22 protein-coding genes and 1 pseudogene are annotated in these 22,525 nt (G+C 71.6%); 12 read left to right on the forward strand and 11 right to left on the reverse strand.

Annotated elements, in window-relative coordinates:
* A complete protein-coding gene (locus tag ACGFIQ_RS28235; RefSeq protein WP_393248521.1) occupies positions 1-537 on the reverse strand; it encodes a hypothetical protein in 537 nt (178 codons plus the stop codon).
* Positions 538-2,440 (reverse strand): annotated as a pseudogene (gene dnaG, locus ACGFIQ_RS28240) (DNA primase). It abuts the gene before it with no gap.
* Positions 2,441-2,553: 113 nt separating this feature from the next.
* Here dnaG and ACGFIQ_RS28245 point away from each other — a divergent pair.
* Positions 2,554-3,759 (forward strand): low temperature requirement protein A, encoded by a 1,206-nt coding sequence (locus ACGFIQ_RS28245; RefSeq protein ID WP_393248522.1) that lies wholly within the window; start codon positions 2,554-2,556, stop codon positions 3,757-3,759.
* Position 3,760: 1 nt separating this feature from the next.
* Here the strand turns inward: ACGFIQ_RS28245 and ACGFIQ_RS28250 are convergent, their stop codons facing one another.
* The 3 genes from ACGFIQ_RS28250 to ACGFIQ_RS28260 are packed head-to-tail and all read right to left on the reverse strand — an operon-like array spanning position 3,761 to position 6,223.
* Complete coding sequence (locus tag ACGFIQ_RS28250) at positions 3,761-4,591, reverse strand: siderophore-interacting protein (RefSeq protein ID WP_393248523.1); 831 nt, start codon at positions 4,589-4,591, stop codon at positions 3,761-3,763.
* Between the two features lie 15 nt (positions 4,592-4,606).
* A complete protein-coding gene (locus tag ACGFIQ_RS28255) occupies positions 4,607-5,872 on the reverse strand; it encodes a deoxyguanosinetriphosphate triphosphohydrolase (protein ID WP_393248524.1) in 1,266 nt (421 codons plus the stop codon).
* Positions 5,873-5,875: 3 nt separating this feature from the next.
* The gene (locus ACGFIQ_RS28260; protein WP_393248525.1) at positions 5,876-6,223 is read right to left on the reverse strand and encodes a VOC family protein; all 348 of its coding nucleotides are present in this window, start codon (positions 6,221-6,223) and stop codon (positions 5,876-5,878) included.
* A 252-nt stretch (positions 6,224-6,475) separates the two neighbouring features.
* Between ACGFIQ_RS28260 and ACGFIQ_RS28265 the strand changes: the two genes are divergently transcribed.
* On the forward strand, positions 6,476-6,976 hold the full coding sequence (locus ACGFIQ_RS28265; RefSeq protein WP_393248526.1) for a roadblock/LC7 domain-containing protein: 501 nt from the start codon (positions 6,476-6,478) through the stop codon (positions 6,974-6,976).
* A gap of 40 nt (positions 6,977-7,016) precedes the next feature.
* Here the strand turns inward: ACGFIQ_RS28265 and ppdK are convergent, their stop codons facing one another.
* Positions 7,017-9,725 (reverse strand): pyruvate, phosphate dikinase, encoded by a 2,709-nt coding sequence (gene ppdK / locus ACGFIQ_RS28270; protein ID WP_393248527.1) that lies wholly within the window; start codon positions 9,723-9,725, stop codon positions 7,017-7,019.
* Positions 9,726-10,058: 333 nt separating this feature from the next.
* Here ppdK and ACGFIQ_RS28275 point away from each other — a divergent pair, with 333 nt between their 5' ends.
* Together ACGFIQ_RS28275 and ACGFIQ_RS28280 are read left to right on the forward strand one after the other, a co-directional pair.
* Positions 10,059-11,876 carry a beta-N-acetylhexosaminidase gene (locus ACGFIQ_RS28275; protein WP_393248621.1) on the forward strand — a complete coding sequence of 606 codons (1,818 nt, stop codon included), beginning with the start codon at positions 10,059-10,061 and terminating at the stop codon, positions 11,874-11,876.
* Positions 11,877-12,373: 497 nt separating this feature from the next.
* Positions 12,374-13,033 carry a C39 family peptidase gene (locus ACGFIQ_RS28280; RefSeq protein WP_393248528.1) on the forward strand — a complete coding sequence of 220 codons (660 nt, stop codon included), beginning with the start codon at positions 12,374-12,376 and terminating at the stop codon, positions 13,031-13,033.
* Between the two features lie 191 nt (positions 13,034-13,224).
* On the opposite strand, the gene dusB is transcribed toward ACGFIQ_RS28280, so the two are convergent.
* The 5 genes from dusB to ACGFIQ_RS28305 all read right to left on the reverse strand — a co-directional run bounded on the left by dusB (position 13,225) and on the right by ACGFIQ_RS28305 (position 17,633).
* On the reverse strand, positions 13,225-14,397 hold the full coding sequence (gene dusB, locus ACGFIQ_RS28285; protein ID WP_393248529.1) for a tRNA dihydrouridine synthase DusB: 1,173 nt from the start codon (positions 14,395-14,397) through the stop codon (positions 13,225-13,227).
* Positions 14,398-14,483: 86 nt separating this feature from the next.
* Positions 14,484-15,152 (reverse strand): hypothetical protein, encoded by a 669-nt coding sequence (locus ACGFIQ_RS28290; RefSeq protein ID WP_393248530.1) that lies wholly within the window; start codon positions 15,150-15,152, stop codon positions 14,484-14,486.
* Positions 15,153-15,293: 141 nt separating this feature from the next.
* Complete coding sequence (locus tag ACGFIQ_RS28295; protein ID WP_357077200.1) at positions 15,294-16,673, reverse strand: glycine--tRNA ligase; 1,380 nt, start codon at positions 16,671-16,673, stop codon at positions 15,294-15,296.
* Between the two features lie 114 nt (positions 16,674-16,787).
* A complete protein-coding gene (locus ACGFIQ_RS28300; RefSeq protein WP_393248531.1) occupies positions 16,788-17,267 on the reverse strand; it encodes a hypothetical protein in 480 nt (159 codons plus the stop codon).
* Between the two features lie 24 nt (positions 17,268-17,291).
* On the reverse strand, positions 17,292-17,633 hold the full coding sequence (locus ACGFIQ_RS28305; RefSeq protein WP_354979695.1) for an antibiotic biosynthesis monooxygenase: 342 nt from the start codon (positions 17,631-17,633) through the stop codon (positions 17,292-17,294).
* Positions 17,634-17,662: 29 nt separating this feature from the next.
* On the opposite strand from ACGFIQ_RS28305, the gene ACGFIQ_RS28310 reads away from it, so the two are divergent.
* The 8 genes from ACGFIQ_RS28310 (at position 17,663) to ACGFIQ_RS28345 (ending at position 22,375) form a co-directional block, all read left to right on the forward strand.
* On the forward strand, positions 17,663-17,920 hold the full coding sequence (locus tag ACGFIQ_RS28310) for a hypothetical protein (RefSeq protein WP_357077194.1): 258 nt from the start codon (positions 17,663-17,665) through the stop codon (positions 17,918-17,920).
* A gap of 54 nt (positions 17,921-17,974) precedes the next feature.
* Positions 17,975-18,919 (forward strand): metal ABC transporter substrate-binding protein, encoded by a 945-nt coding sequence (locus ACGFIQ_RS28315; protein WP_393248532.1) that lies wholly within the window; start codon positions 17,975-17,977, stop codon positions 18,917-18,919.
* Complete coding sequence (locus tag ACGFIQ_RS28320) at positions 18,916-19,677, forward strand: metal ABC transporter ATP-binding protein (RefSeq protein ID WP_393248533.1); 762 nt, start codon at positions 18,916-18,918, stop codon at positions 19,675-19,677. The genes ACGFIQ_RS28315 and ACGFIQ_RS28320 overlap by 4 nt, the downstream gene beginning before the upstream one ends.
* A 3-nt stretch (positions 19,678-19,680) precedes the next feature.
* Positions 19,681-20,553, forward strand: coding sequence for a metal ABC transporter permease (locus tag ACGFIQ_RS28325; RefSeq protein WP_393248534.1), 873 nt, complete (start codon positions 19,681-19,683; stop codon positions 20,551-20,553).
* A gap of 37 nt (positions 20,554-20,590) precedes the next feature.
* The gene (locus ACGFIQ_RS28330; RefSeq protein WP_355030824.1) at positions 20,591-20,890 is read left to right on the forward strand and encodes a metalloregulator ArsR/SmtB family transcription factor; all 300 of its coding nucleotides are present in this window, start codon (positions 20,591-20,593) and stop codon (positions 20,888-20,890) included.
* Complete coding sequence (locus ACGFIQ_RS28335) at positions 20,887-21,291, forward strand: Fur family transcriptional regulator (RefSeq protein ID WP_393248535.1); 405 nt, start codon at positions 20,887-20,889, stop codon at positions 21,289-21,291. Before ACGFIQ_RS28330 ends, ACGFIQ_RS28335 begins: the two co-directional genes overlap by 4 nt.
* 51 nt (positions 21,292-21,342) lie before the next feature.
* Positions 21,343-21,951 (forward strand): hypothetical protein, encoded by a 609-nt coding sequence (locus ACGFIQ_RS28340; RefSeq protein WP_393248536.1) that lies wholly within the window; start codon positions 21,343-21,345, stop codon positions 21,949-21,951.
* A 256-nt stretch (positions 21,952-22,207) separates the two neighbouring features.
* On the forward strand, positions 22,208-22,375 hold the full coding sequence (locus ACGFIQ_RS28345) for a hypothetical protein (RefSeq protein ID WP_393248537.1): 168 nt from the start codon (positions 22,208-22,210) through the stop codon (positions 22,373-22,375).
* Positions 22,376-22,525 lie beyond the last annotated feature (150 nt).

The raw sequence follows: 22,525 nt of genomic DNA on the forward strand, positions 1-22,525 counted from the left end.
TCACAGGTCGCCGGGAGCCGTGGCGGCGCGGGCCACGCCGACCAGGCGATCGGTCTCGGCGAGCAGGGCCTCGTCGTCCGCCGGGGTGCCGGGATCCAGACGGACCGTCCAGGTCAGACCGTCGGCCCCGGCCACCCGGCGGGCCGCGACCCGCGCCGCGCCGCCGGGCACCGGCTGGTGCTCGGTGTACGCCACCGAACGGGTCACCCGCGCCCGCACCTGGTGCGGCAGCTCACCCGGGTCGAGCAGCAGGTACGTTTCGGCCGGGCCGTCGGCGACCACCGTGTAGCCGTCGCGCTCGACGACGGTCTCGGCGGGCGTGACTGTCAACTGCCGGCCGGACCAGACGGCCTTGAGGATGGTGTGCCAGCCGAGCCGGTGCCCCCGACCGGGCAGCCACAGCCCGAGGTTGCTGGCGACCACCACCCCGTCGCCCTCGCCGTTGCCGGCAGCCGCCCAGGCCAGCACCCGTTCGTCGGGGGTCAGCGGCGGCCGACTGGCCGGTGGCAGCTTCGGCTTGCGGCTGAACAGTCCCATCTAGAGGCCTCCCGCAGCCTGCTCGCGTAGTGCCCGCGCGTGCTGCTCCAGGGACAGCAGCTCACCGAAGGCGGCGAAGTACTCGTCCTTGTTGTTGACCGGATTGATCCGCTGGATGCGCGACTTGATGTCGCGGATGCGGGAGGTCACCGACCCGAACTGCACCCGGGCCATGGTGATCGACACGTAGCGCGGGTCTGCTTCCCCGTCGATGCGCAGCGGCTCCACCGCCAACTCGCCGACAAGCGCCGCCGCGGCCAGGTCGTCACAGGCGTCCCGGACCGACTCGATCCAGACCGCGCCGCCGGTCGCCGAGGCGGCGCCACCGGCCGCCGCGATGGCCGCCCGCACCGCCACGTGCACCGGGTGGCGGTATTCGGTCGCCTCGACCGCGTCGAACATGGGCCCGGCCAGGACGGGCTGCTGGAGGGCGAGTTTCAGCGCCTCCCGCTCGACCATCGACTGTGGGCTGTCCAAGGCCGGCTCCGGACGAGCCGAGGCGGGCCGGGCGGCGGGGGCGGCGTCGCGGGTGCCGGCCGGCGGGGTGTTGGCGGCGGTGAGCACCGCCCGCTGCACCGGCTCGATCTCCATCCCGAGGTCCATGGCGAGCTTGCGGACGTACTCCGGGCGCTTTTCCCGGTCCTTGAGGCGCGCGACAAGCGGCGCGGCGTGACGCATCGCCTCGACCCGGCCGTCGACGGTGTCCAGGTCGAAGCGGCCGATCACGTGCCGCAACGCGAAGTCGACGAGCGGCTCGCGGCGGGCGACCAGGTCCCGCACGGCCAGGTCGCCCTTGGCCAGCCGCAGATCGCACGGGTCCATGTTGTCCGGGCTGACCGCGATGAACGTGCGCCCGACGAACCGCTGGTCGTCCTCGAAGGCCCGCAGCGCGGCCTTCTGGCCGGCCGCGTCACCGTCGAAGGTGAAGATGATCTCGCCGGCCACCTCGTCGCTGTCGAACAGCAGCCGCCGCAGCACGGAGATGTGGTCCGCCGCGAAGGCGGTGCCGCAGGTCGCCACCGCCGTGGTCACCCCGGCGAGGTGGCAGGCCATCACGTCGGTGTACCCCTCGACGATCACCGCCCGACCCTGCTTGGCGATCTCGCGCTTGGCCTGGTCGATGCCGTAGAGCACGTGCGACTTCTTGTAGATCGGCGTCTCGGGGGTGTTCAGGTATTTCGGGCCGTCGTCATCGTCGAAGAGCTTGCGCGCGCCGAAGCCGATCACGTCACCGGCGAGGTCCCGGATCGGCCAGAGCAGCCGGCGGCGGAACCTGTCGATCAGGGTGCCGGAGCGCGACTCCCGGGACAGCCCCGCCGTGACCAGTTCCTGGTGGGTGAAACCCTGCTGGCGCAGGTGCTTGGTGAGCAGGTCCCAACCCTCCGGGGCGAAGCCACAGCCGTAGCGCTCGGCGGCGGCCCGGTCGAAACCCCGTTTGGCCAGGAACTCCCGTGCCGGCCGGGCCCCGGCCGTGCTGAGTTGCGCCCGGTAGAACTCGACGGCGGCGGCGTGCGCGGCGACCAGGCGCTGCCGTTGGCCCTGCTGCGGGCGGGGGCGTGGGGTGCCCCGGTCGTCCTCGATGTAGCGCAGTTGGATGCCGGCACGGCCGGCCAGCCGCTCGACCGACTCGACGAAGCTGAGGTGGTCGGCGTCCATCAGGAACTTGATCGCGTCGCCGCCGGCCCCGCAGCCGAAGCAATACCAGACATTGCGGGCCGGGGAGACGTTGAACGACGGGCTCTTCTCGTCGTGGAACGGGCACAGACCCTTGAGGTTGCCGCCACCGGCGGACTTGAGGGTGACCGTCTCGGAGATCACATCCCCGATCGAGGTGCGTTCCCGGACCAGTGCGATGTCCTCGTCCCGGATCCGCCCAGCCATGCGCCACCCCCTCGGCGTACATCCTGCCCTGCCGGGCCGACGACACGCCGGCCGGGGGACGCCGGTGTGGCGGCCACCGCTGCCGGCTGGGCGGTTCCGGCCCGCCGGCCGGGCCCGCGCGGGGACCATGACCAGATGCGCAGGGTACGCACCGACGCCCTCCACCTGCCGAGCCGGCTGGCCGCTCGGATGGGGCTGCGCGGGCAGACCCCGCAGGCCGACGAGGCCGGCCACCGGCACGCCACCTGGTTGGAGCTCTTCCTCGACCTCATCTTCGTGTACGCGCTGGCGGCGGTGGTGGCCCGGCTGGGCAACGAGCCGACCCCGTCGCCGACGGCGGTGCTGGCCGTGATCGGGCTCTTCGTGGTGATCCAGTGGGCCTGGATCGGGCAGGTCTACTACGACACCCGGTTCGACCCGGACGACGCGTTGCACCGGCTGCTGGTGCTTGTCGCACTTGTCGGCGCGGGCGCGATGACGCTCGGGGTCGACGAGGTGCCGGAGAGCGTGCTCCTGCCGGTCGGCTACCTGATCGTGCGGGGTGTGCTGCTCCTGCTGTACCTGCGGGCCCGCCCGACCAGCTCGATGGCCCGGCTGGTGACGACCGTCTACCTGATCGGCTTCGGGTCGGGCTGGCTGATCTGGCTGGTGTCGCTGACCCTGCCCACCGAACTCCGCCCGGTCCTGTGGATCGTCGCGATGGTCATCGAACTGGCCACGCCCTGGGTCGGTGCGCGGTGGCTCAACCGTTGGCCGGTGGACAACCGGCACCTGCCGGAACGCATCGGCCAGTTCACCATCATCGTGCTGGGCAGCGCGCTGGCCAGCCTGCTCTTCGCGGTGCCGGACCACCCCCCGCCGCACATGATCCTCACCGCCGCGATGGCCTTCCTCATCCCGGCGGCGGTCTGGTGGGTCTACACCACATTCGTCACCACCCGGCTGCTCCAGAGTCGGCTGCGCGGCGGCCAGGCGTACAGCTACCTGCACATACCGCTCGGCGGCGCGCTGCTGTTGCTCGGCTGGTCGCTCGGGCAGGTGGTCCGGCTGGTCGACGCCAACGCGGCCCGGCTGCCGCTGGAGCTGCGGCTGCTGCTGGGCGCGTCGATGGTGATCTGGACGGTGTGTGGCCTGGCCCTGTACTGGTTGTGGACCCGACCGAGCATCGCCCGGTTGGCGATCGCCGCCTACGGGGTGCTCTCGGTCTCCCTGATCACCGCGGTCGTGCACCAACCGAGGGTGCTGCTGTCGCTGCTCGCCCTGGCGGTCGTCGGGTACGCCGTGCTGCTCAGCCGACGACTCACCCGCGCCGGCGAGGCGAACCGTACGCCCGAGGGCTGACTCAGGCGGCGGTGGCCTCCTCGGCGGCCACCTGACTGTTCCAGTCGGCCTTGGTGGAACGCCACCCCTCGTCGTCCATGCCGCGCCGCCAGTAGCCGGAGATGGACAGCCGGTCGAGGGGTACGCCCCGCTCGCCGCGCAGCAGCCGGCGCAGGTCCCGGACGAAGGCGGCCTCGCCGTGCACGAACGCGTGCACCTGGCCGGCCGGGAACTCCAACGCCCGTACCGCCTCGACAAGCGCCGCGCCCACCGGGCGGTCGCCCCGGTGCAGCCAGGTCAGCTCGACCGCGCCGGGGCTGAGCAGCTTCTGCTCGTCCGCCGGGTCGGCGATCTCCACGAAGACGTGGGCCGGCGTACCCAGCGGCAGGCGCTCGCACGCGGCGGCGATCGCCGGCAGGGCGCTCTCGTCGCCGACCAGCAGATGCCAGTCCGCGTCCGGGCTCGGCGCGTACGCCCCGCCGGGGCCGACGAAGTGCACCGGGTCACCCGGACGCAGCGCGGCGGCCCACGGGCCGGCCAACCCCTCGTCGCCGTGGTGCACCACGTCCACGGTCAGCTCCTCGGCCAGCGGGTCCCAGCGCCGCACGGTGTACGCGCGCAGCCGGGGCCACTGCTCCCGGGGCAGGTCCCGGCGGATCGCGGCGAGGTCCAACGGCTGCGGGTACGCGACACCGGCCTGCGGGAACACCAGCTTGATGTAGTGGTCGGTGAAGTCGCCCACCGGCAGGCCGGTCAGCTCGTCCCCACCGAGGACCAGCCGGATCAGGTGCGGGGTGGGCCGCTCGGTGCGCAGCACGTGGACCGAGGTGACGTTCCTGGGGCACTCCGTCATGCCAGTTAGGCTAGCCTAAGCTGACTCGTGACCGTTCGGCGGTGTGCCGTTACCGGCCAGGCGGGTGTGCCAGGTCACCGCCGCCGGGTCGGTGAGCGAGGCGACCTGGTCGATCACCACCCGCAGCCGGGCGGCGTCATCCCCCGCCGCCCGCCACATCGGCGCGAAGATCGGATCGAGCCCGTCCGGCGCACGCCGGAGCAGCGCGGCCACCAACTCGGCGAGCATCGTCCGCTGCCGTTCGTAGCGGCCCCGGAAACCGGACCGCCGCATCACGTACCGCAGGGCGATGCCCTTGAGCAGCGCGCACTGGGCCCGGACCAGTCTCGGCACCACCAGATCCGCGTCATAGCGGCGGTGCGGGCCCGGGCCGGAGCGCTCCTCCGTGGCGGCTACCGCCGCCGACACGAACCGGCCGGTCAGCCCACTGGTGGTGGCCTTCAGCGCGACCTGGGCGCGGTGACTGCCGTCGTAACCGACAAGCGGGGCGAGCAGCGGGTCGGCCAGCAGGTCCACCAGCACCCCGGCCAGGTCGTCCGCGGACTCGCCGGAGTACGCGGCGGCCACGTCGGCACACAGCGCGGCCCGCTCGTCGGCGTCCACGAGCAGCGGACCCACAGTCACGTACCCGCCGTGGATGCCGTCCTCCACGTCGTGCACCGAGTACGCCACGTCGTCCGCCCAGTCCATCACCTGCGCCTCCAGGCAGCGCCGGTCGCCGGGAGCACCGGCCCGGATCCAGCCGAAGACCGCCGCGTCGTCGGCGTACACCCCGAACTTGCGCTGCCCCGGGCGGCGCGGCCAGGGGTACTTGCCGATCGCGTCCAGCGACGCGCGGGTCAGGTTCAGGCCGGCGGACGAACCGTCCGGGGCGAGCACCTTCGCCTCCAACCGGGTCAGCACCCGCAACGTCTGCGCATTGCCCTCGAAGCCACCGCAGGGCGTGGCCAGCAGGTCCAGAGCGGACTCGCCGTTGTGCCCGAACGGCGGATGCCCGAGATCGTGGGCCAGCCCGGCGACGTCGACCACGTCCGGATCGCAGCCCAACCGGGCGCCCATCTCCCGGGCGATCTGCGCCACCTCCAACGAGTGCGTCAGCCGCGTACGCAGGAAGTCGTCAGTGCCGGCGGTGTGCACCTGGGTCTTGGTGGCCAGCCGACGAAACGCCGCCGAGTGCAACACCCGAGCGCGGTCCCGCTCGTACGGTGAGCGGCGATGCCCGGTGTCCTTGGGCGCCTCCCGCACCAACCGCGCGTCCGCGGCGCCCGGCTCACCGCTCACTGCTCACTTCTCACGCAGGACGCAGAACTCGTTGCCCTCCGGGTCGGCCAGCACCGTCCAGTCGGAGTCGCCCTGGCCGATGTCGACGTGCCGGGCACCCATGTCGACAAGCCGTTCGACCTCGGCCTCCAGGTCGGCGGGGCGCAGGTCGAGGTGCAGCCGGTTCTTGTGGTCCTTGCCGTCGGTCACGGGCACGAAGACCAGGCCGGGCAACCGGTCGGCGGACTGGCGGATCTCCACCTCACCCGGCTTCTCGGTGACGATCTGATAGCCGAGCGCCTCGGCCCACCAACGGGCCAGTCGCGCCGGATCACGGGCATCGACGGTGAGGCTCTCCCAGACGCTTGTCATTCAGTCACCTTTCCCGTTCGACCGCGTAGGCAATCGGCCGTTTGCGAGCGAGCCAAGGTTACGCCCGTCCCGGCTGCCCGACGCGCCCCCGACGCGTCGACGAAGGGTCCACAACCGCCGATCGGCCCGGAGTTGTGAACCGATTGCCGTCCGTTACGGGCTCGCGAGCGGAGGTGGCCACCGGTAGCGTTTCCAGCGCGGTACGTGACCAGCCAACCGACACGCAGATCCCGACCGGTGAGGGAGCAGCTCGTGGACGCAAACACGGTGGTGGGTACGGAACTACGCGGGCTGCGCCGACGCCGGCCCGAGGTCGCCGGGACGGTGCTGGCCGGCACCGACGGGCTGCTCATCTCCAGCGACCTGCCCAGCACCGACGCCACCCACCTCGCCGCGCTGGCCGCCGCCAGTTTCGGGCTCGGCCACCGGGTGGCCGACACCGTCCGGCGTGGCGAGTTCCGGGAGTCGGTGGTCCACACGACGGCCGGCTGCGTGGTGACCTACCCGGCGGGGCGCACCGCCCTGCTGACCCTGGTCACCGTGTCGGCACCGGACAACCTGGAGGAGCTGCACCAGGAGGCTCGGGCGGTGGCCCGACGGGCCGGCTCGGTGCTGGACAAGCGCGTTGGTGGTGGCGGCGCCAGCGCGGTTCCGAATGGGCACGCGCCGCTCGCCGTGCGTACCCCGATGGCGACCCTGCCCACCCAGTCGCGCCGCTCGACCCGGCCGAGCTGGCGTCGCCCGCCGATCTGATCGTCGGCGCCGGCGGCGGCCGGGCCGCCGCCGGCCCACGTCACCGGCTGTCCGACCCGCCGGTCTCCACGACGGCCCGACCGGCCTCCAGCCGGGCCACCGGCACCCGGAACGGCGAGCACGACACGTAGTCCAGGCCAACCTCGTGGAAGAAGTGCACCGAGTCCGGGTCGCCGCCGTGCTCACCGCAGACCCCGAGCTTCAGCCCGGGTCGGGCGGCACGGCCCTCCTCGGCGGCGATCCGCACCAGCCGGCCGACGCCGTCGCGGTCGATCGACTCGAACGGCGAGATGCCGAAGATGCCCAACTCCAGATAGCGCCAGAAGAACGCGCCCTCGACGTCGTCGCGGGAGAAGCCCCAGCCCATCTGGGTCAGGTCGTTGGTGCCGAAGGAGAAGAACTCGGCGGCCTCGGCGATCTGCCCGGCGGTCAGCGCCGCCCGGGGCACCTCGATCATGGTGCCGATCAGCACCTCGACGCCGCTGTCCCCGACCACCTCCGCGATGATCTTCTCGGCCTCGGCGCGGACCGTCTCCAACTCCTGCACGGCCCCGACCAGTGGCACCATGATCTCCGGCTTCGCCACGCCACCGTCGCGGGCGCAACTGACCGCCGCCTCGGCGATGGCCCGGACCTGCATCGCGAACAGACCGGGAATGACCAGGCCGAGGCGCACACCCCGCAGACCGAGCATCGGGTTCTCCTCGTGCATCCGCCGGACGGCGGCCAGCAACGCCTCCTCCTTGGCGACGTCCTCGCCGCGCTCCTGGGCGACCGCCACGTTGACCGCGAGCTGCTCCAACGGCGGCAGGAACTCGTGCAGCGGCGGATCGATCAGCCGGACGGTGACCGGCAGACCATCCATCTCCCGGAAGATCTCCTCGAAGTCGGCCCGCTGCAACGGCAGCAGCGCCGCCAGCGCCGCTTCCCGCTCCCCCGGGGCCCGGGCCAGGATCAGCCGCTCGACCAGCTCCCGCCGGTCGCCGAGGAACATGTGCTCGGTGCGGCACAACCCGATGCCCTCGGCGCCGAAGCGCCGGGCCCGGGCCGCGTCCGCGCCGGTGTCGGCGTTCGTGCGGACCGCCAGCCGCCGCTTGCCGTCGGCGTGCGTCATGATCCGGTGTACGGCCCGGACCAGCGCGTTGTCGATGTGCTCCGGGTCGAGGCTGCCCTCGAAGTACTGCACGACCTCGGAGGGCATGACCGGCACCTCACCGAGGTAGACCTTGCCGGTGGTGCCGTCGATGGAGACGACGTCGCCCTCCTCGACGGTCTGCCCGGCCACGGTGAACCGCTTCGCCGGCACGTTCACGTCGATGTCGTCGGCACCGGAGACACAGGTCTTGCCCATACCCCGGGCCACCACGGCGGCGTGGCTGGTCTTGCCGCCACGCGAGGTGAGGATGCCCTTCGCGGCGATCATGCCGTTCAGGTCGTCCGGGTTGGTCTCCCGGCGGACCAGGATCACCGATTTCCCCTCGGCGGCCAGCTCGACGGCCCGTGCCGAGGTGAAGACCACAGTGCCGGACGCCGCGCCGGGCGAGGCACCGATGCCCGTGGCGACCGGCTGGAACTCGTGGTCGAGCCGGAAGCGGGGGAACATCAGCTGGGCCAGTTGCGCGCCGTTGACCCGGTGCAGCGCCTCGTCCAGGTCGATCAGGCCCTCGTCGACGAGTTGACCGGCGATGACGAACGCGGCGGCGGCGGTGCGCTTGCCGACCCGGGTCTGCAACATCCACAGCTTGCCGCGCTCGATGGTGAACTCGATGTCACACAGGTCCTTGTAGTGCTCCTCCAACCGGGCCATGATGCCCAGCAGCTCGTCGTAGGAAGCCCTGTCGAGCCGCCCCAACTCCTGCAACGGCACGGTGTTGCGGATGCCGGCCACCACGTCCTCGCCCTGGGCGTTGGCCAGGTAGTCGCCGTAGATGCCCTGCGCGCCACTGGCCGGGTCACGGGTGAACGCGACACCGGTGCCCGAATCGGGGCCGAGGTTGCCGAACACCATGGTCACCACGTTGACCGCGGTGCCGAGGTCGGCCGGGATGCGCTCCTGACGGCGGTAGAGCACCGCGCGCTCGGCGTTCCACGACTCGAAGACCGCCCGGATGGCGAGGTCGAGCTGTTCGCGCGGCTGCTGCGGAAACTCCCGACCGGTGTGCTTGGCGAAGATCTTCTTGTACGCGTCGACGAGCCCGCGCAGGTCGTCCGCGTCCAGGTCCAGGTCGTCGTGCGTACCCTTGGCGCTCTTGATCTCTTCGAGCGCGTGCTCGAACTCCTCGCCCGGCACCTCGCACACGGTCTTGCCGAACATCTGGATGAGGCGGCGGTAGGAGTCCCAGGCGAACCTGTCGTTCTGACCCGCCTGTGCGGAGAGCCCGACCACGCTCTGGTCGTTGAGGCCGACGTTGAGGACGGTCTCCATCATGCCGGGCATGGAGAACTTGGCACCGGAGCGGACCGAGACCAGCAGTGGGTCCCGCGGGTCGCCGAGACGTTTGCCCATCGCGCGCTCCAGCGACTCCAGGTGCGCCTCGATCTGACCGGCGAGCCCGTCCGGCTGCCGGCCGGTCGCGAGGTACGCCTGGCAGGCCTCGGTGGTGATGGTGAAGCCGGGGGGAACGGGCAGGCCGAGATTGGTCATCTCGGCGAGGTTCGCCCCCTTGCCGCCGAGCAGGTCCTTGAGGTCCTTGTTGCCCTCGGAGAAGTCGTAGACGTACTTGTGGTCGACGGTCTCTTGCGCTGCCACCAAAGCCTCCACACACACGCCGGATGGACACTTAACGAAGGTTCAGGCCGAAGGTTAGGCGAGCGTCGGGTGGCCTGCGACCGTTCGGTGACAATTGGCACAGCCATCACGACTATCCCTGTTCGTACCGGTTTTTGGGAACGCTTCCATGCGCACCATCACGCATCCCGGCCGAGCGTCGTACGCTTGACGGCACGCCAGCCGGTGAACCTCACTTTTGCCATAACCGACGCGAATACACCCCTCGGAGTCGCCGCCGTGTCGACCATCCCCTCCCCCTCCCCCGCCACCGGCCCGGTGCCGCCACCGGCGCGGGAGTCGGACGCGGTCACCCTGGCCCAGACCGCCGAGCGGGCCGCCCACGAACTGCTCGCCCAGCCGGCCCCGCACGCCCCGCCGGCACCGCACCTCGCCCCGCCGGCACCGCACGCCCAGCCGGCACCGCACCTCGCCCCGCCGGCACCGCACCGACTGGCCGACGTCGTGCCCGCTCCCGCGCAGGTCCAGCCGGCCTCGGCCGGCGACTGGGTGTTGCCGGCCGAAGCGGTCATCGTGGCCAGCGCCGACCCCGCCGCACTGGCCGTCGCCACGCAACTCGCCGAGCTGCTCCGGCCCGCCACCGGCTACCCGCTGCCGGTCACCCACCCCACAGCCCACCCGGTGCCGCCCGGCGACGCCGCCGCCCGTTCACTGCCGCCCGCCGACGCTGCCGCCCGTTCGCTGCCGCACGCCGACGCTGCCGGGCTGGGGCCGGCCGTCGACGGTGCCGGGCTGGGGCCGGCCGCCGACGCTGCCGGGCCGGGGCCGGCCGGTGGCATCGCGCTGGTGCTGGACGAGGCCGCCGATCTCGGCGCGGAGGGCTACCGGCTCGACGTCGCCCGCGACGGGGTCCGGCTCACCGCCGCCACCGCCACCGGCCTCTTCCACGGCGTGCAGACCCTGCGCCAACTGCTGCCACCGGCCATCGAGAGCCCGACCCCGGTCACGGAACGCTGGGCGCTGCCCGGCGGGACCATCACCGACACTCCCCGCTTCCCCTACCGGGGCGCGATGCTCGACGTCGCACGGCACTTCTTCACCGTCGAGGACATCCTGCGCGTCGTGGACCACCTCGCCCGTTACAAGCTCAACCACCTGCATCTGCACCTCACCGACGACCAGGGTTGGCGGATCGCCGTCGACTCCTGGCCGAGGTTGACCTCCGTGGGTGGGGCGACCGAGGTCGGCGGTGGCCCCGGTGGGCACTACACGAAGGCCGACTACCGGCGGATCGTCTCCTACGCCGCCGCCCGGCACATCACAGTCGTCCCGGAGATCGACCTTCCCGGGCACACCAACTCGGCGCTCGTCGCGTACCCGGAACTGGCACCGGACAAGGTCGCGCCCCCGCCGTACACCGGCACCGAGGTCGGTTTCAGCTACGTCGACCCGGCCGACGAGCGCACGTACGACTTCGTCACCGACGTGTTGGGCGAGGTGGCCGCGCTCACTCCGGGGCCGTGGCTGCACATCGGCGGCGACGAGGCGTTCAAGGTCAAGGGCGAGGTCTACACCGGTTTCGTCGAGCGGGTGCAGCGCATCGTGGCCGGCGTCGGCAAGACCGTCGTCGGCTGGCACCAGCTCGCACCGGCCGGGCACGTCGACGGGCGGGTGCTGCAGTGGTGGGGCACGAACGCCGACGATCCCACCACGGCAGACGCGGTCCGGCGGGGCGCCCGACTCATCGTGTCCCCCGGCAACCACGCCTACCTGGACATGAAGTACGCCCCGGACACCCCCATCGGGCACGACTGGGCTGGCCTGATCGACGTGCGCAAGGCGTACGACTGGGATCCGGGCACACACGTCGCAGACGTGCCCGCCACGGCTGTCCTCGGGGTGGAGGCCCCGCTCTGGACCGAGTCGGTCACCTCGCTGGCCGACATCGAGCTGCTGCTCCTGCCCCGACTGCCCGCCATCGCCGAGCTGGGATGGTCACCCAGGGCGACCCACGACTGGGCCGACTTCCGTAACCGACTGGCCGGTCAGGGCCCGCGCTGGCAGAGGGCCGGAATCACCTTCCACCGCGCACCCGAGGTCCCCTGGCCGAACACCCCGACCATCCCCACCCAGCGCGACACGGCGCATACCGACACCACTCGGATTTCATGATGTCGGGCCGTCCCCGGCAACCAGACACCGCGACTTTCATGAACCCGAGTCGATCATCCCTTCGGGGCCGTGGTGTCGGGTTCATCCGGTTGGGCAGGTCGGTGGATTGTCGGGTTTGGCGGGAATGTCGGGTGGTCGGGGCCACCCGGACGGCGGAATCGGCGGCCGGGCCGGGTCGTTATACCTGGCAGACCACCGCGACTGCCCCGATCACGGTGCCCGGCCCCCGCCGGTAGAGCCGCCAGGCCCTCCGGACGGGGAACCGCCGCCGGGAACACCTGGCAGGCCGCCCCGGTTACATCCCCCGCACGGTCGAGCAGCACCACCGGCCGACCCCAAGGTGGAATGACCCGCCACCGCGAACCGTTACACCCTGTCCCGACGCCGACCCCCTCGGGCGGGTCACCGGGCAGGAACCCCTCGAACTTCCCCCGCACGACCACGCACCCCCCGGTGCGTCGTGCGGGCACCCCCGACATGCAGAGGAGCACGCCATCATGCGTACCGATCTGATCCGCAAGACCGCTCTGACCGCTGCCGGCCTCGCGTTCACCGGTGGTGCCATCGCCGGACCGGTCACCACCGCCTACGCCGCGTCCGACGCCAAGCCCGCCACGCAGACCCAGACCGACCGCAAGCCCAACGGGGAGCGGGAACTGGGCGTGCGCTACGAGGCGCAGCCGAACTTCTACTACTGCGGCCCCGCCGCCACCCGCAACGCCCTGAGCGTGCAGGGCAAGAACATCAACGTCGACGACATGGCCAAGGAGATGGGCACCACCGAAGCCGGCACCAACAGCATCAACGACATCACCCCGGTCCTGAACAAGGAAACCGGCAAGACCGACGCCTACCACAGCGTGGAGATCAGCAGCCCGGATGCCGACGCCAAGCAGACCGACACGCTGCGCGCCGACATCGTCAAGACGATCGACAACGGTCGGGCCGTGGTCGCCAACATCGCCGGCACCAGCACCGACACCACCGGAACGACGCACTCCTACGAGGGCGGGCACTACATCAGCGTCGTCGGCTACCGCGACAACGGCACCACCGTCACCATCGCCGACTCCGCCGACCCGAACCAGGCCGCCTACCAGATCAGCGTCGAGCACCTCGCCGACTGGATCGCCACCCGCGGCTACGCCACCAGCTGACACCCGCACACACCGAAGGGCCGGACCCCACCACGGGGCCCGGCCCTTTCGGCCTGATCCGCGAGCCAGGCCCGAAGCGCGCCGCACCCCGCCCGGTTCCTCACCCACGTACCCGTGGAATGACCAGATCTTGGACACTTTCCGTCAGTAGCTGACGGAAAGTGTCCAAGATCTGTGCGGCCACGCCGTTCTCAGCCGCCGGAGTCGTCCATCTCGGCGCCCTCGGGGACGGCGTCGTCGTCCCGACTGGCCAGCCAACCCTCCGGCAGGAAGACCTTGCCCGGCGAGTTGGTGCGCCCACGCGGCTGGCCCAGGGCTGTCACCGGGAACGGCTCCGCCGGATCGAGCTTGCCGAGCAGGTCGTCGAGCTGGGCCAGGCTTTCGATCATCGCCAGCGAGCGGCGCAGTTCGCCGCCGACCGGGAAGCCCTTGAGGTACCAGGCGACGTGCTTGCGGAAATCGGTGCAGCCGTCCCGCTCGCCCCGAGCCGGGCTGCGGGCGCCGGCCACGAACTGGTCGACAAGCAGCTCGGCGTGCCGGCGCATGGTCACCGCCACCTCGCCGAGGGTGGGCAGCCGCCGCTGCGGACGACCGTCGAAGGCGGCTTCCAGGTCGGCGAAGAGCCACGGGCGACCCAGGCAGCCGCGACCGACGACCACGCCGTCGACCCCGGTGTGCGCGACCATCCGCAGCGCGTCGTCGGCCTCCCAGATGTCGCCGTTGCCGAGCACCGGCACGTCGAGGGCCTGCTTCAGGGTGGCGATCGCGTCCCAGTCGGCGGTGCCCGAGTAGCGCTGCGCGGCCGTCCGCCCGTGCAGGGCCACGGCGGCCACGCCGGCCTCCTGGGCGGCGAGCCCGGCTTCGACGTACGTCAGGTGGTCGTCGTCGATGCCCTTGCGCATCTTGACCGTGACCGGCACCCCGGCCGGCGACGCGGCGTCCACCGCGGCCCGCACCAGCCGCGCGAAGAGCCGGCGTCGCCACGGCAGCGCCGCGCCGCCACCACGCCGGGTGACCTTGGGTACGGGGCAGCCGAAGTTGAGGTCGATGTGGTCGGCCAGATCGCGTTCCACCACGATCCGCACGGCGGCGGCGGTGATCTCCGGATCGGTGCCGTAGAGCTGGAGGCTGCGCGGCTTCTCGTCGTCGCCGAACGCGATCATGCGCAGCGTCTTCGGGTTCCGCTCGACAAGCGCCCGGGTGGTGATCATCTCGCAGACGTAGATGCCGCCGCCCTGCTCACGGCAGAGCCGGCGAAAACCGACGTTGGTGATCCCGGCCATCGGCGCGAGCACCACCGGCGGCCACACCTGGTAGCCACCGAGGGTCAACGGGCGTCCGGGCGCCACCGCGACATCACTCACCCCGCAAGTATACGGAGGGGTTCCTCCCCCTATGCCCGCCGCGGGGCGGGCGCTCGGGCCGACGCCCTCGGGCGACCCGGGCGGGCCTACCGGGACAGCCGTCGGGCAGTGCTGAAGCCCGTCCCGCTGGGCCCCGTGCAGGTCTGGAGCACGAGATCGTATCGGCTCGCCCAGTGCGGCATCGTGCCTCCCTTGCGCGGCTGCCACCGGTGCCCGACCACCTGGTAGGTGCCCGCGCACGGCCCCGACACGACCCGCACCACCCGCCCCGCCGGGAGGTCGTCCAGCCACGCCCAACCCATGGTGTCGTGCCCCGCCAGGAGGCACGTCGGCGAGGTCGTCCAGGTGACGAGCGCTCCGCGGTCGATCGCGGCCTGCGAGTGGATCGCCGTGACGGGGGCGAGACGTGTCGTGGGGGCTGGCGGGGGCGCACTGCGCACACCACCGGCCGCACCGACGGCCGGCGGGGCGGCGGGGGCCCGCGGGGGCGCACTGCGCGCGGGACCGCGGCGGGAGGCGACCCTCGGCTCGAGCCTCGACTGGGCGGCCTCGAACATCCCCTCGGCGGACGACACGGACGGCGCGGCCGCGTCGATCGAACCGGCCGACCCACGTGACGCGTTCTGCGCCGGCGGGGCGGGGGCGGGGAGCACCTGGACGGCATCGCGGTGGGCCGTGGAGCCCGAGAGCACCGGCAGTCCCGCCACGACCGCCGCCGCGGCGGTCACGCGGAGGACGAGAAGTCGCTTCGCCATGTCAACCAACCTTCTTCCGAATCACGACCAAGATATCGAAAGATGGCATTGAATTAATTTCATCGACCGGCGTTTTGCCTGGTAGACCACGAAATGGCCCCTTCTCCAACACCGTGGAGAAGGGGCCATTTCCGGAGTACGTCAGCAGCCGGGGAGGCGCTCGATCAGGTAGCGCTCGACCTGGTCCAGGGAGACCCGCTCCTGAGCCATGGTGTCCCGGTTGCGCACCGTCACGGCGTTGTCGTCCAGGGTGTCGAAGTCGACTGTCACACAGAACGGGGTGCCGATCTCGTCCTGCCGACGGTAGCGGCGGCCGATCGCCTGCGAGTCGTCGAACTCCACCACCCAACGCTTGCGCAGCAGCGTCGCGAGGTCCTTGGCCTTCGGCGACAGCGCCTCGTTGCGCGACAGCGGCAGCACCGCGACCTTGACCGGGGCCAGCCGCGGGTCGAACCGCATCACGGTGCGCTTGTCCACGCCACCCTTGGTGTTCGGTGCCTCGTCCTCGTCGTACGCCTCCAGCAGGAAGGCGAGCACCGCGCGGGTCAGACCCGCGGCCGGCTCGATGACGTACGGCATCCAGCGCTCACTCTTGGTCTGGTCGAAGTACGACAGGTCGACGCCGGAGTGCTTGCTGTGCGTGGAAAGGTCGAAGTCGGTGCGGTTGGCGACACCCTCCAACTCGGCGAACTCGGTGCCGCCGAACTGGAAGCGGTACTCGATGTCGACGGTGCGCTTCGAGTAGTGGGAGAGCTTCTCCTTGGGGTGCTCGTACAGGCGCAGGTTGTCCGCCGACAGGCCGAGATCGAGATACCAGTTCCAGCGCTCCTGGAGCCAGTACTCGTGCCACTGTTCGTCGGTGCCCGGCTCGACGAAGAACTCCATCTCCATCTGCTCGAACTCGCGGGTCCGGAAGATGAAGTTGCCCGGGGTGATCTCGTTGCGGAACGACTTGCCGGTCTGCGCGATGCCGAACGGCGGCTTCTTGCGGGCGACCGTCTCGACGTTCTTGTAGTTGACGAAGATGCCCTGCGCGGTCTCCGGGCGCAGGTAGTGCAGCCCCTCGTCGCTCTCCACCGGGCCCAGGTAGGTCTTCATCAGGCCGTTGAACATCTTCGGCTCGGTGAAGGTGCCCTTGTTGCCGCAGTTGGGGCAGTTGAGCTCGGCGAGCGAGACCGGCGGCTTGCCGTGCTTGGCCTCGTACGCCTCCTCCAGGTGGTCCGCCCGGAACCGCTTGTGGCAGAACTGGCACTCGGTGAGCGGGTCGACGAACTCGGCGATGTGGCCGGACGCCTCCCACACCTTGCGGGCCAGGATCACCGCGGAGTCCAGGCCCACGACGTCGTCGCGCTGCTGGACCATGGTCTTCCACCACTGGCGGCGGACGTTCTCCTTGAGTTCCACGCCGAGCGGGCCGTAGTCCCACGCCGATCGGGTGCCCCCATAGATCTCGCTGGAGGGGAAGACGAAGCCTCGTCGCTTGGCGAGGCTGACGACGGCGTCGATACGGTCGGCTGGCATGTTTCCTCCTACGCCGGCTGGCGGTCGGCGGGGGCGAGATGTGGATGGATCGGTCGGTTCGGGACAACGGTACGACCACCGTGGCCCTGAGCCCAGCAGAATACCGGGGGTGGGTCAGCTCACCCCGCAGACCTCCACGCCACCGCTCTGGCCGTCGCGCCCCAGGATGACCTGCTGCTGCTCCCGGTCGCCGCCGGCGAGCGTCACGTCGACCGGCATGGTCAGGTTGATGGTGTCCACCTCACCCAACCGGAACGCGGTGACCTGCGGTTCGGCGGTGGCGCGCCGTTCGAACTCGGGCTGGGACTCGCGCTGCTGCGCGTCGTCGCAGAGCTGCTCGTACGCCCGCCCGTAGTTCCGCTCGACAAGCGCCTGGTAGTAGTCACCGGTCACGGTGCGGGCCTGCTCCCGGACCGCCTGCACGCCGGTGACGGCCAGGCCGACGACGGCACTGCCGCCCCCGCCGCAGCAGAGCACCACGGCGAGCGCGCCGACGCCGAGGCCGATCCAGAGCCGAGTCCGGCGCCCCTCGGTGGGCGGCGCGGCGAACGGCGGAGCCACCCCGGGACCGGGTGGCGGGGCGGGTGCGGTCATAGGAGCAGCGTAGTGTCCGCCGGCTCAGCGGTAAGGACCCGCAGCCCGATCACTCTCGGCGACGACAACGGCCCCGCCGGGGGCGGCGGTGGCCAGCGCCTCGTACGCGGAGGGCTCGTCGACCGACTCGGCGAGCAACGGTACGGCGCTGACCTTGACCTCGAAGGCGCCCAGTGCCCGGCGGTAGGTGCCGACCGACTCCCACTCGGTGACCAGCGACCAGTACCGGGGGTCGTCGAGCGCCCGGACCAGTTGCCCGCGCAGGTAGCCGGGGCAGGCGGCCAGTGCGGTGAGGGCGGCGTGCGCCCGTTCGGTGAAGTCGTCGGCGACATCGACGTCGACCACGAACCGGTTGGTCACCAGCAACGGGTGTCCCTCCTCGTAGAGTCTGTGGGATGCAGCGTACGCAGCGCCCTCTGCTGGCCCGGTTGGCCGGGGCCAACCCGACGTCGGTGTTCCTGATCACCCTGGTGGTGGTGCTTGTGGCGTTCTTCACGCCGGGGGTGATCGGCGGGCTGCTGACGCTCGCGCTGGCCGCCGTGCTGATCGCCCTGCTGGCGACGACGTGGGCGGTTCAGGCGCCACAGACCCGGCTGATCCGGCTGGTGATGCTCACGCTGCTGGTGACGGTGGGCCTCGCGAAGCTGCTCTGACATGCAATCATGCGTTTTTGACAATCATTATCGTTGCCACGGACAGTTGGGGTCATGAGCAACCGCACCACGTCCCGTGTCCTGGCCGCCGTCACCGCCCTCCTCACCCTGGGGGCCGGGGCCGCCTGCTCCACCAACGGCGGCGGTGCCGACCCCCAACGAGTCGACGTGGTGGCCGCGTTCTATCCCCTCCAGTTCCTGGCCGAGCGGATCGGCGGCGACGCGGTCCGGGTGACCAACCTGGCCAAGCCCGGTGCCGAGCCGCACGACCTGGAGCTCAACCCGAGCCAGGTCGGCCAGGTCAGCGAGGCCGAGCTGATCGTCTACCTCAAGGGTTTCCAGCCGGCGGTGGACGACGCCGTCGCCCAGAACGGCGGCGACCGGGCGTTCGACGTGACAGGCGTGCAGCCGCTGTTGGACGCGACCGCCGGCGGTCACGACCACGAGGGCGAGGAGGGGCACGCCGAGGAGGGCAACGGCGGCAAGGACCCGCACGTCTGGCTCGACCCGACCCGGCTCGCCGGCATCGGTGACCAGCTCGCCCAGCGGCTCGGCAAGGCCGACCCGGACCGCGCCGCCGACTACACCGCCCGCGCCGCGACGCTGCGCACCGACCTGACGGCCCTGGACGGCGAGTTCAAGCAGGGCCTGGCGACCTGCCAGCGGCGGGAGATCGTGACCAGCCACGCCGCGTTCGGCTACCTCGCCGACCGCTACCAGCTCGAGCAGGTCGGCATCACCGGGCTGAGCCCGGACGTCGAGCCCTCGCCGCAGCGGCTCGCGCAGGTGATCGAGGAGGCGAAGGAACACCACGCCACCACGATCTTCTTCGAGACCCTGGTCAGTCCGAAGGTCGCCGAGACCATCGCCGGTCAGGTCGGCGCGAAGACCGCCGTACTGGACCCGATCGAAGGGCTCGCAGCCGGCAGCGACGGGGACTACCTTTCGGTGATGCGTACCAACCTGCGGACCCTGCAGACGGCCTTGGGCTGCTCGTGACCTCACCTGTCATCACCGTCGAGCACGGGGTGGTCGGCTACGACGGCCGCCCCGTGCTCCGGGACATCTCGCTCACCGTGACCGCCGGCGAGGTGGTCGCGGTGCTCGGTGCGAACGGCTCCGGCAAGTCCACCCTGATCCGCGCCGTGCTCGGGCTGGTGCCGTTCAGCGCCGGCTCGGTCGCCCTCTTCGACCGGCCGTTGCGCCGGTTCCGGCAGTGGGAGCGCATCGGGTACGTTCCGCAGCGGCTGGGTGCCGGCGGCGGGGTGCCCGCGACCGTCCGTGAGGTGGTGGCGTCCGGGCGGCTGGCCCGCCGGGGGGTGCTCCGCCCGCCGGGTCGAGCCGACCGGGCCGCCGTCGACGCCGCGCTGCTCGCGGTCGGGCTCGCCGACCGGGCCGGCGACCCGGTGGCCACGCTCTCCGGCGGCCAACAGCAGCGCACCCTGATCGCCCGCGCACTGGCCGGCCAACCGGAGCTGCTGGTCCTCGACGAGCCCACCGCGGGGGTGGACGCGGCCAGCCAGGAGGCATTCGCCGACGCGCTGCGCGACTTCGTCGCCGGCGGCGGGACCGTGCTGCTCGTCGCCCACGAGCTGGGCCCCCTGCGACCGGTGATCAGCCGCGCGGTGGTCGTCCACGAGGGCTGCATCGCCCACGACGGCGCGGTGCCCGACCCGGCCGGCCATCACGCGGAGCCGGACCACGACCACGTGCACCCGCACTGCTACGACGAGCCCGCCGGGCTGTGGAGCAACTGACCCATGGGACTCTTCCAGTACTCCTACATGCAGCATGCCCTGATCGGCGCGCTGGTGATCGGCCTGGCCGCGCCGGCGCTCGGCATCTACCTGGTGCAGCGCCGGTTGGCGCTGATCGGCGACGGTGTCGGGCACGTCGCCCTGACCGGCGTCGGGGCGGGCCTGCTGCTCAACCGCTCGCCGGTGCTTGTCGCGGTGCTCGTCGCCACCGCCGGCGCGATCGCCATCGAGGTGGTCCGGGCCCGTGGGCGTACCTCCGGTGACCTGGCCCTGGCCCTGCTCTTCTACGGCGGCATCGCGGGCGGCGTGCTGCTGGTCGGCCTCTCCGACGCGACGAGCGCGAACCTGAACGCCTACCTGTTCGGGTCACTGATCACCACCTCCCTCGCCGATGTGATCACCATCGCGGTGCTCGGCGCGGCGATCCTGGTCACGATGATCGCGCTGCGCCCGGCGCTCTTCGCGGTCAGCCACGACGAGGAGTACGCCCGGGTCTCCGGCCTGCCGGTGCGTACGCTGAACCTGCTGATCGCGGTCGCCACCGCGATCACCGTGACCATCGCGATGCGGGCCGTCGGGGTGCTGTTGATCAGCGCGTTGATGGTGGTGCCGGTCGCCACCGCCCAGCAGGTCACCCGGGGTTTCCGCAGCACCATGACCGCGGCGATGGCCCTCGGGCTCTTCGCCGCCGGCTCCGGTGTCTGGGTGGCGGCCACCGCGGACACCGCGCCGGGCGCCTCGGTGGTGCTCGTCGCGATCGCCTCCTTCCTGGTGGTCGCCGTCGCCGGTGGGGTCTGGCGGACACTGCGCCGGCGGTCCACGCCGGCCGCCGTGCCAACCGCCGAACCCCACGAGGTCGTGCTGGGCCGATCCTGAGCGGGGCGCCGTCGCTGGTATTGGTTACCGTTACAGGATGACCAGCGCGACGGGCTACGAGGGGTTCGACGGGGCCAGCGAGTTGCTCCGCGCCCTGTCGGCGCCCATCCGGCTGGCCATCGTCAGTGAGCTGGCCAGCGGTGAGCGGTGCGTGCACGAGCTGGTGGACAAACTCGGTGCCGCGCAACCGCTGGTCTCCCAGCACCTGCGGGTGCTGCGCGGCGCTGGTGTGGTGCGGGGTTCCCGCCGAGGTCGCGAGATCGCCTACAGCCTGGTCGACGAGCACGTCGCGCACATCGTGGCGGACGCGGTCAGCCACGCCGGGGAGGGATCATGAGCGAGAGCGAGAGCGGCACCGCGGTGCGCAACACCCGGCAGCGTTCGGCGGTGAGTGCGCTGCTGGCCGAGATGGAGGGCTTCCACAGCGCCCAGGACCTGCACGCGATGCTGCGCCAGCGTGGCGAGCGGGTCGGCCTGACCACCGTCTACCGCACCCTGCAGGGGCTGGCCGACACGGGCGAGATCGACGTGATGCGGCCGCCGGGCGGCGAGCACCTCTACCGTCGGTGCAGCGAGGGCCACCATCACCACCTGGTCTGCCGGGCCTGCGGGCGCACCGTCGAGGTGGCCGGGCCCGCGGTGGAGAGCTGGGCCGACCGGGTCGCCGCGCAGCACGGCTACGCCGACGTCAGCCACACCCTGGAGATCTTCGGCACCTGCCCGACCTGCGTCCGCTGACTGTCGATCCGACCGTGCCGTCCGCGCTCGGATCGTGGCACGCTGTCCGGCGTGAAAATCTATGCCGATCGGTTTCCGACCGCCGCCCGTCAGTTGCTCACCGACCTGCTCGTCGTCGCCTGGGTGTACGTGGCGATCCGCGGCGCCCTGTGGCTGCACGACCTGGTGCAGAAGCTCGCCGTACCGGGGCAGAAGTTGGAGGGCGCCGGTAGCGGGCTCGCCGACAACCTCGCCGACGCCGGCAGCAAGGTTCGCCGGGTGCCGCTTGTCGGCGACGAGCTGACCGCACCCTTCCGGCAGGCCGCCGACGCCGCACGGGGGCTCGCCGACGCCGGCCGCGACCAGCAGCACCTCGTCGACCAGCTCGCCCTCGCCCTCACCATCGCGGTGCTGATCTTCCCGCTCGGCATCGTGCTGCTCGGTTGGCTGCCGCTGCGGGTCCGCTGGATGCGTCGGGCCGGCTCGGCCGCGCAGCTGGCCGCCGGGCCGGCCGGTCGGGACCTGCTCGCCCTGCGCGCGCTGGCCACCCAGCCACTGGGCCGGCTGACCCGGATCGGTCCGGACGTCGCCGAGGCGTGGCGCCGCGGCGACGACGCGACGGTAGACGCGCTGGCAGCGCTGGAGCTGCGCCAACTCGGCCTGCGCAGCCGTGGCCGCTGACGATCACCGCACGTGCCGTGATCACCGCACGTGCCGTGATCACCGCACGTGCCGTGATCACCGCACGTGCCGGCGAGCACCGCTCGTGCCGTGATCACCGCACGTGCCGGCGAGCACCGCTCGTGCCGTGATCAGGTGATGAAAAGTAGGTCCTCGTGCTGCTTCTGACCTACTTTTCATCACCTGATCAACACAACTGCGGTGCCGACCACCGCGCCGCCCCGGCCCGCAGGGCGGGGACCGTTAAGGTCTTCGAGTGTTCTACTTCCTGGTCGTCATCGCCGTCCTGCTGCTCGGCTACGCCGCCGTCCTTGTGTCCTTCGTCCGCCGGGGCAAGAAGATCCCGCCAGCGGCCTACCTGGGCCTTGCGGCGCTCAACGGCCTGATCCTGGCGGCGGTGCTGGCCTGGGCGATCGCCGGTTGACCCGCGCCGTGGCCCGCTGACCCGCGCCGTGGCCCGCTGACCCGCGCCGTCGCCCACTGACCCGCGCCGTGGCCCGCTGACCGCGCCGTCGCTCACTGACCCGCGCCGTCGCCCACTGACCTGCGCCGGCCGCCGCCGAGCCGGCCCTGC

Origin of the sequence: Micromonospora sp. NPDC048898 (assembly GCF_043198035.1) — a bacterium.
Lineage (GTDB): Bacteria > Actinomycetota > Actinomycetes > Mycobacteriales > Micromonosporaceae > Micromonospora.

What these genes read in the sequence shown, in the direction of transcription:
- ACGFIQ_RS28300 (WP_393248531.1), bottom strand. Translation starts at nt 17,267, where the DNA reads ATGACCGCACCCGCCCCGCCACCCGGTCCCGGGGTGGCTCCGCCGTTC.
- ACGFIQ_RS28310 (WP_357077194.1), top strand. Translation starts at nt 17,663, where the DNA reads ATGCAGCGTACGCAGCGCCCTCTGCTGGCCCGGTTGGCCGGGGCCAAC.
- ACGFIQ_RS28335 (WP_393248535.1), top strand. Translation starts at nt 20,887, where the DNA reads ATGAGCGAGAGCGAGAGCGGCACCGCGGTGCGCAACACCCGGCAGCGT.
- ACGFIQ_RS28315 (WP_393248532.1), top strand. Translation starts at nt 17,975, where the DNA reads ATGAGCAACCGCACCACGTCCCGTGTCCTGGCCGCCGTCACCGCCCTC.
- ACGFIQ_RS28260 (WP_393248525.1), bottom strand. Translation starts at nt 6,223, where the DNA reads ATGACAAGCGTCTGGGAGAGCCTCACCGTCGATGCCCGTGATCCGGCG.
- ACGFIQ_RS28245 (WP_393248522.1), top strand. Translation starts at nt 2,554, where the DNA reads ATGCGCAGGGTACGCACCGACGCCCTCCACCTGCCGAGCCGGCTGGCC.
- ACGFIQ_RS28290 (WP_393248530.1), bottom strand. Translation starts at nt 15,152, where the DNA reads ATGGCGAAGCGACTTCTCGTCCTCCGCGTGACCGCCGCGGCGGCGGTC.
- ACGFIQ_RS28280 (WP_393248528.1), top strand. Translation starts at nt 12,374, where the DNA reads ATGCGTACCGATCTGATCCGCAAGACCGCTCTGACCGCTGCCGGCCTC.
- ACGFIQ_RS28235 (WP_393248521.1), bottom strand. Translation starts at nt 537, where the DNA reads ATGGGACTGTTCAGCCGCAAGCCGAAGCTGCCACCGGCCAGTCGGCCG.
- ACGFIQ_RS28330 (WP_355030824.1), top strand. Translation starts at nt 20,591, where the DNA reads ATGACCAGCGCGACGGGCTACGAGGGGTTCGACGGGGCCAGCGAGTTG.
- ACGFIQ_RS28250 (WP_393248523.1), bottom strand. Translation starts at nt 4,591, where the DNA reads ATGACGGAGTGCCCCAGGAACGTCACCTCGGTCCACGTGCTGCGCACC.
- ACGFIQ_RS28295 (WP_357077200.1), bottom strand. Translation starts at nt 16,673, where the DNA reads ATGCCAGCCGACCGTATCGACGCCGTCGTCAGCCTCGCCAAGCGACGA.
- ACGFIQ_RS28325 (WP_393248534.1), top strand. Translation starts at nt 19,681, where the DNA reads ATGGGACTCTTCCAGTACTCCTACATGCAGCATGCCCTGATCGGCGCG.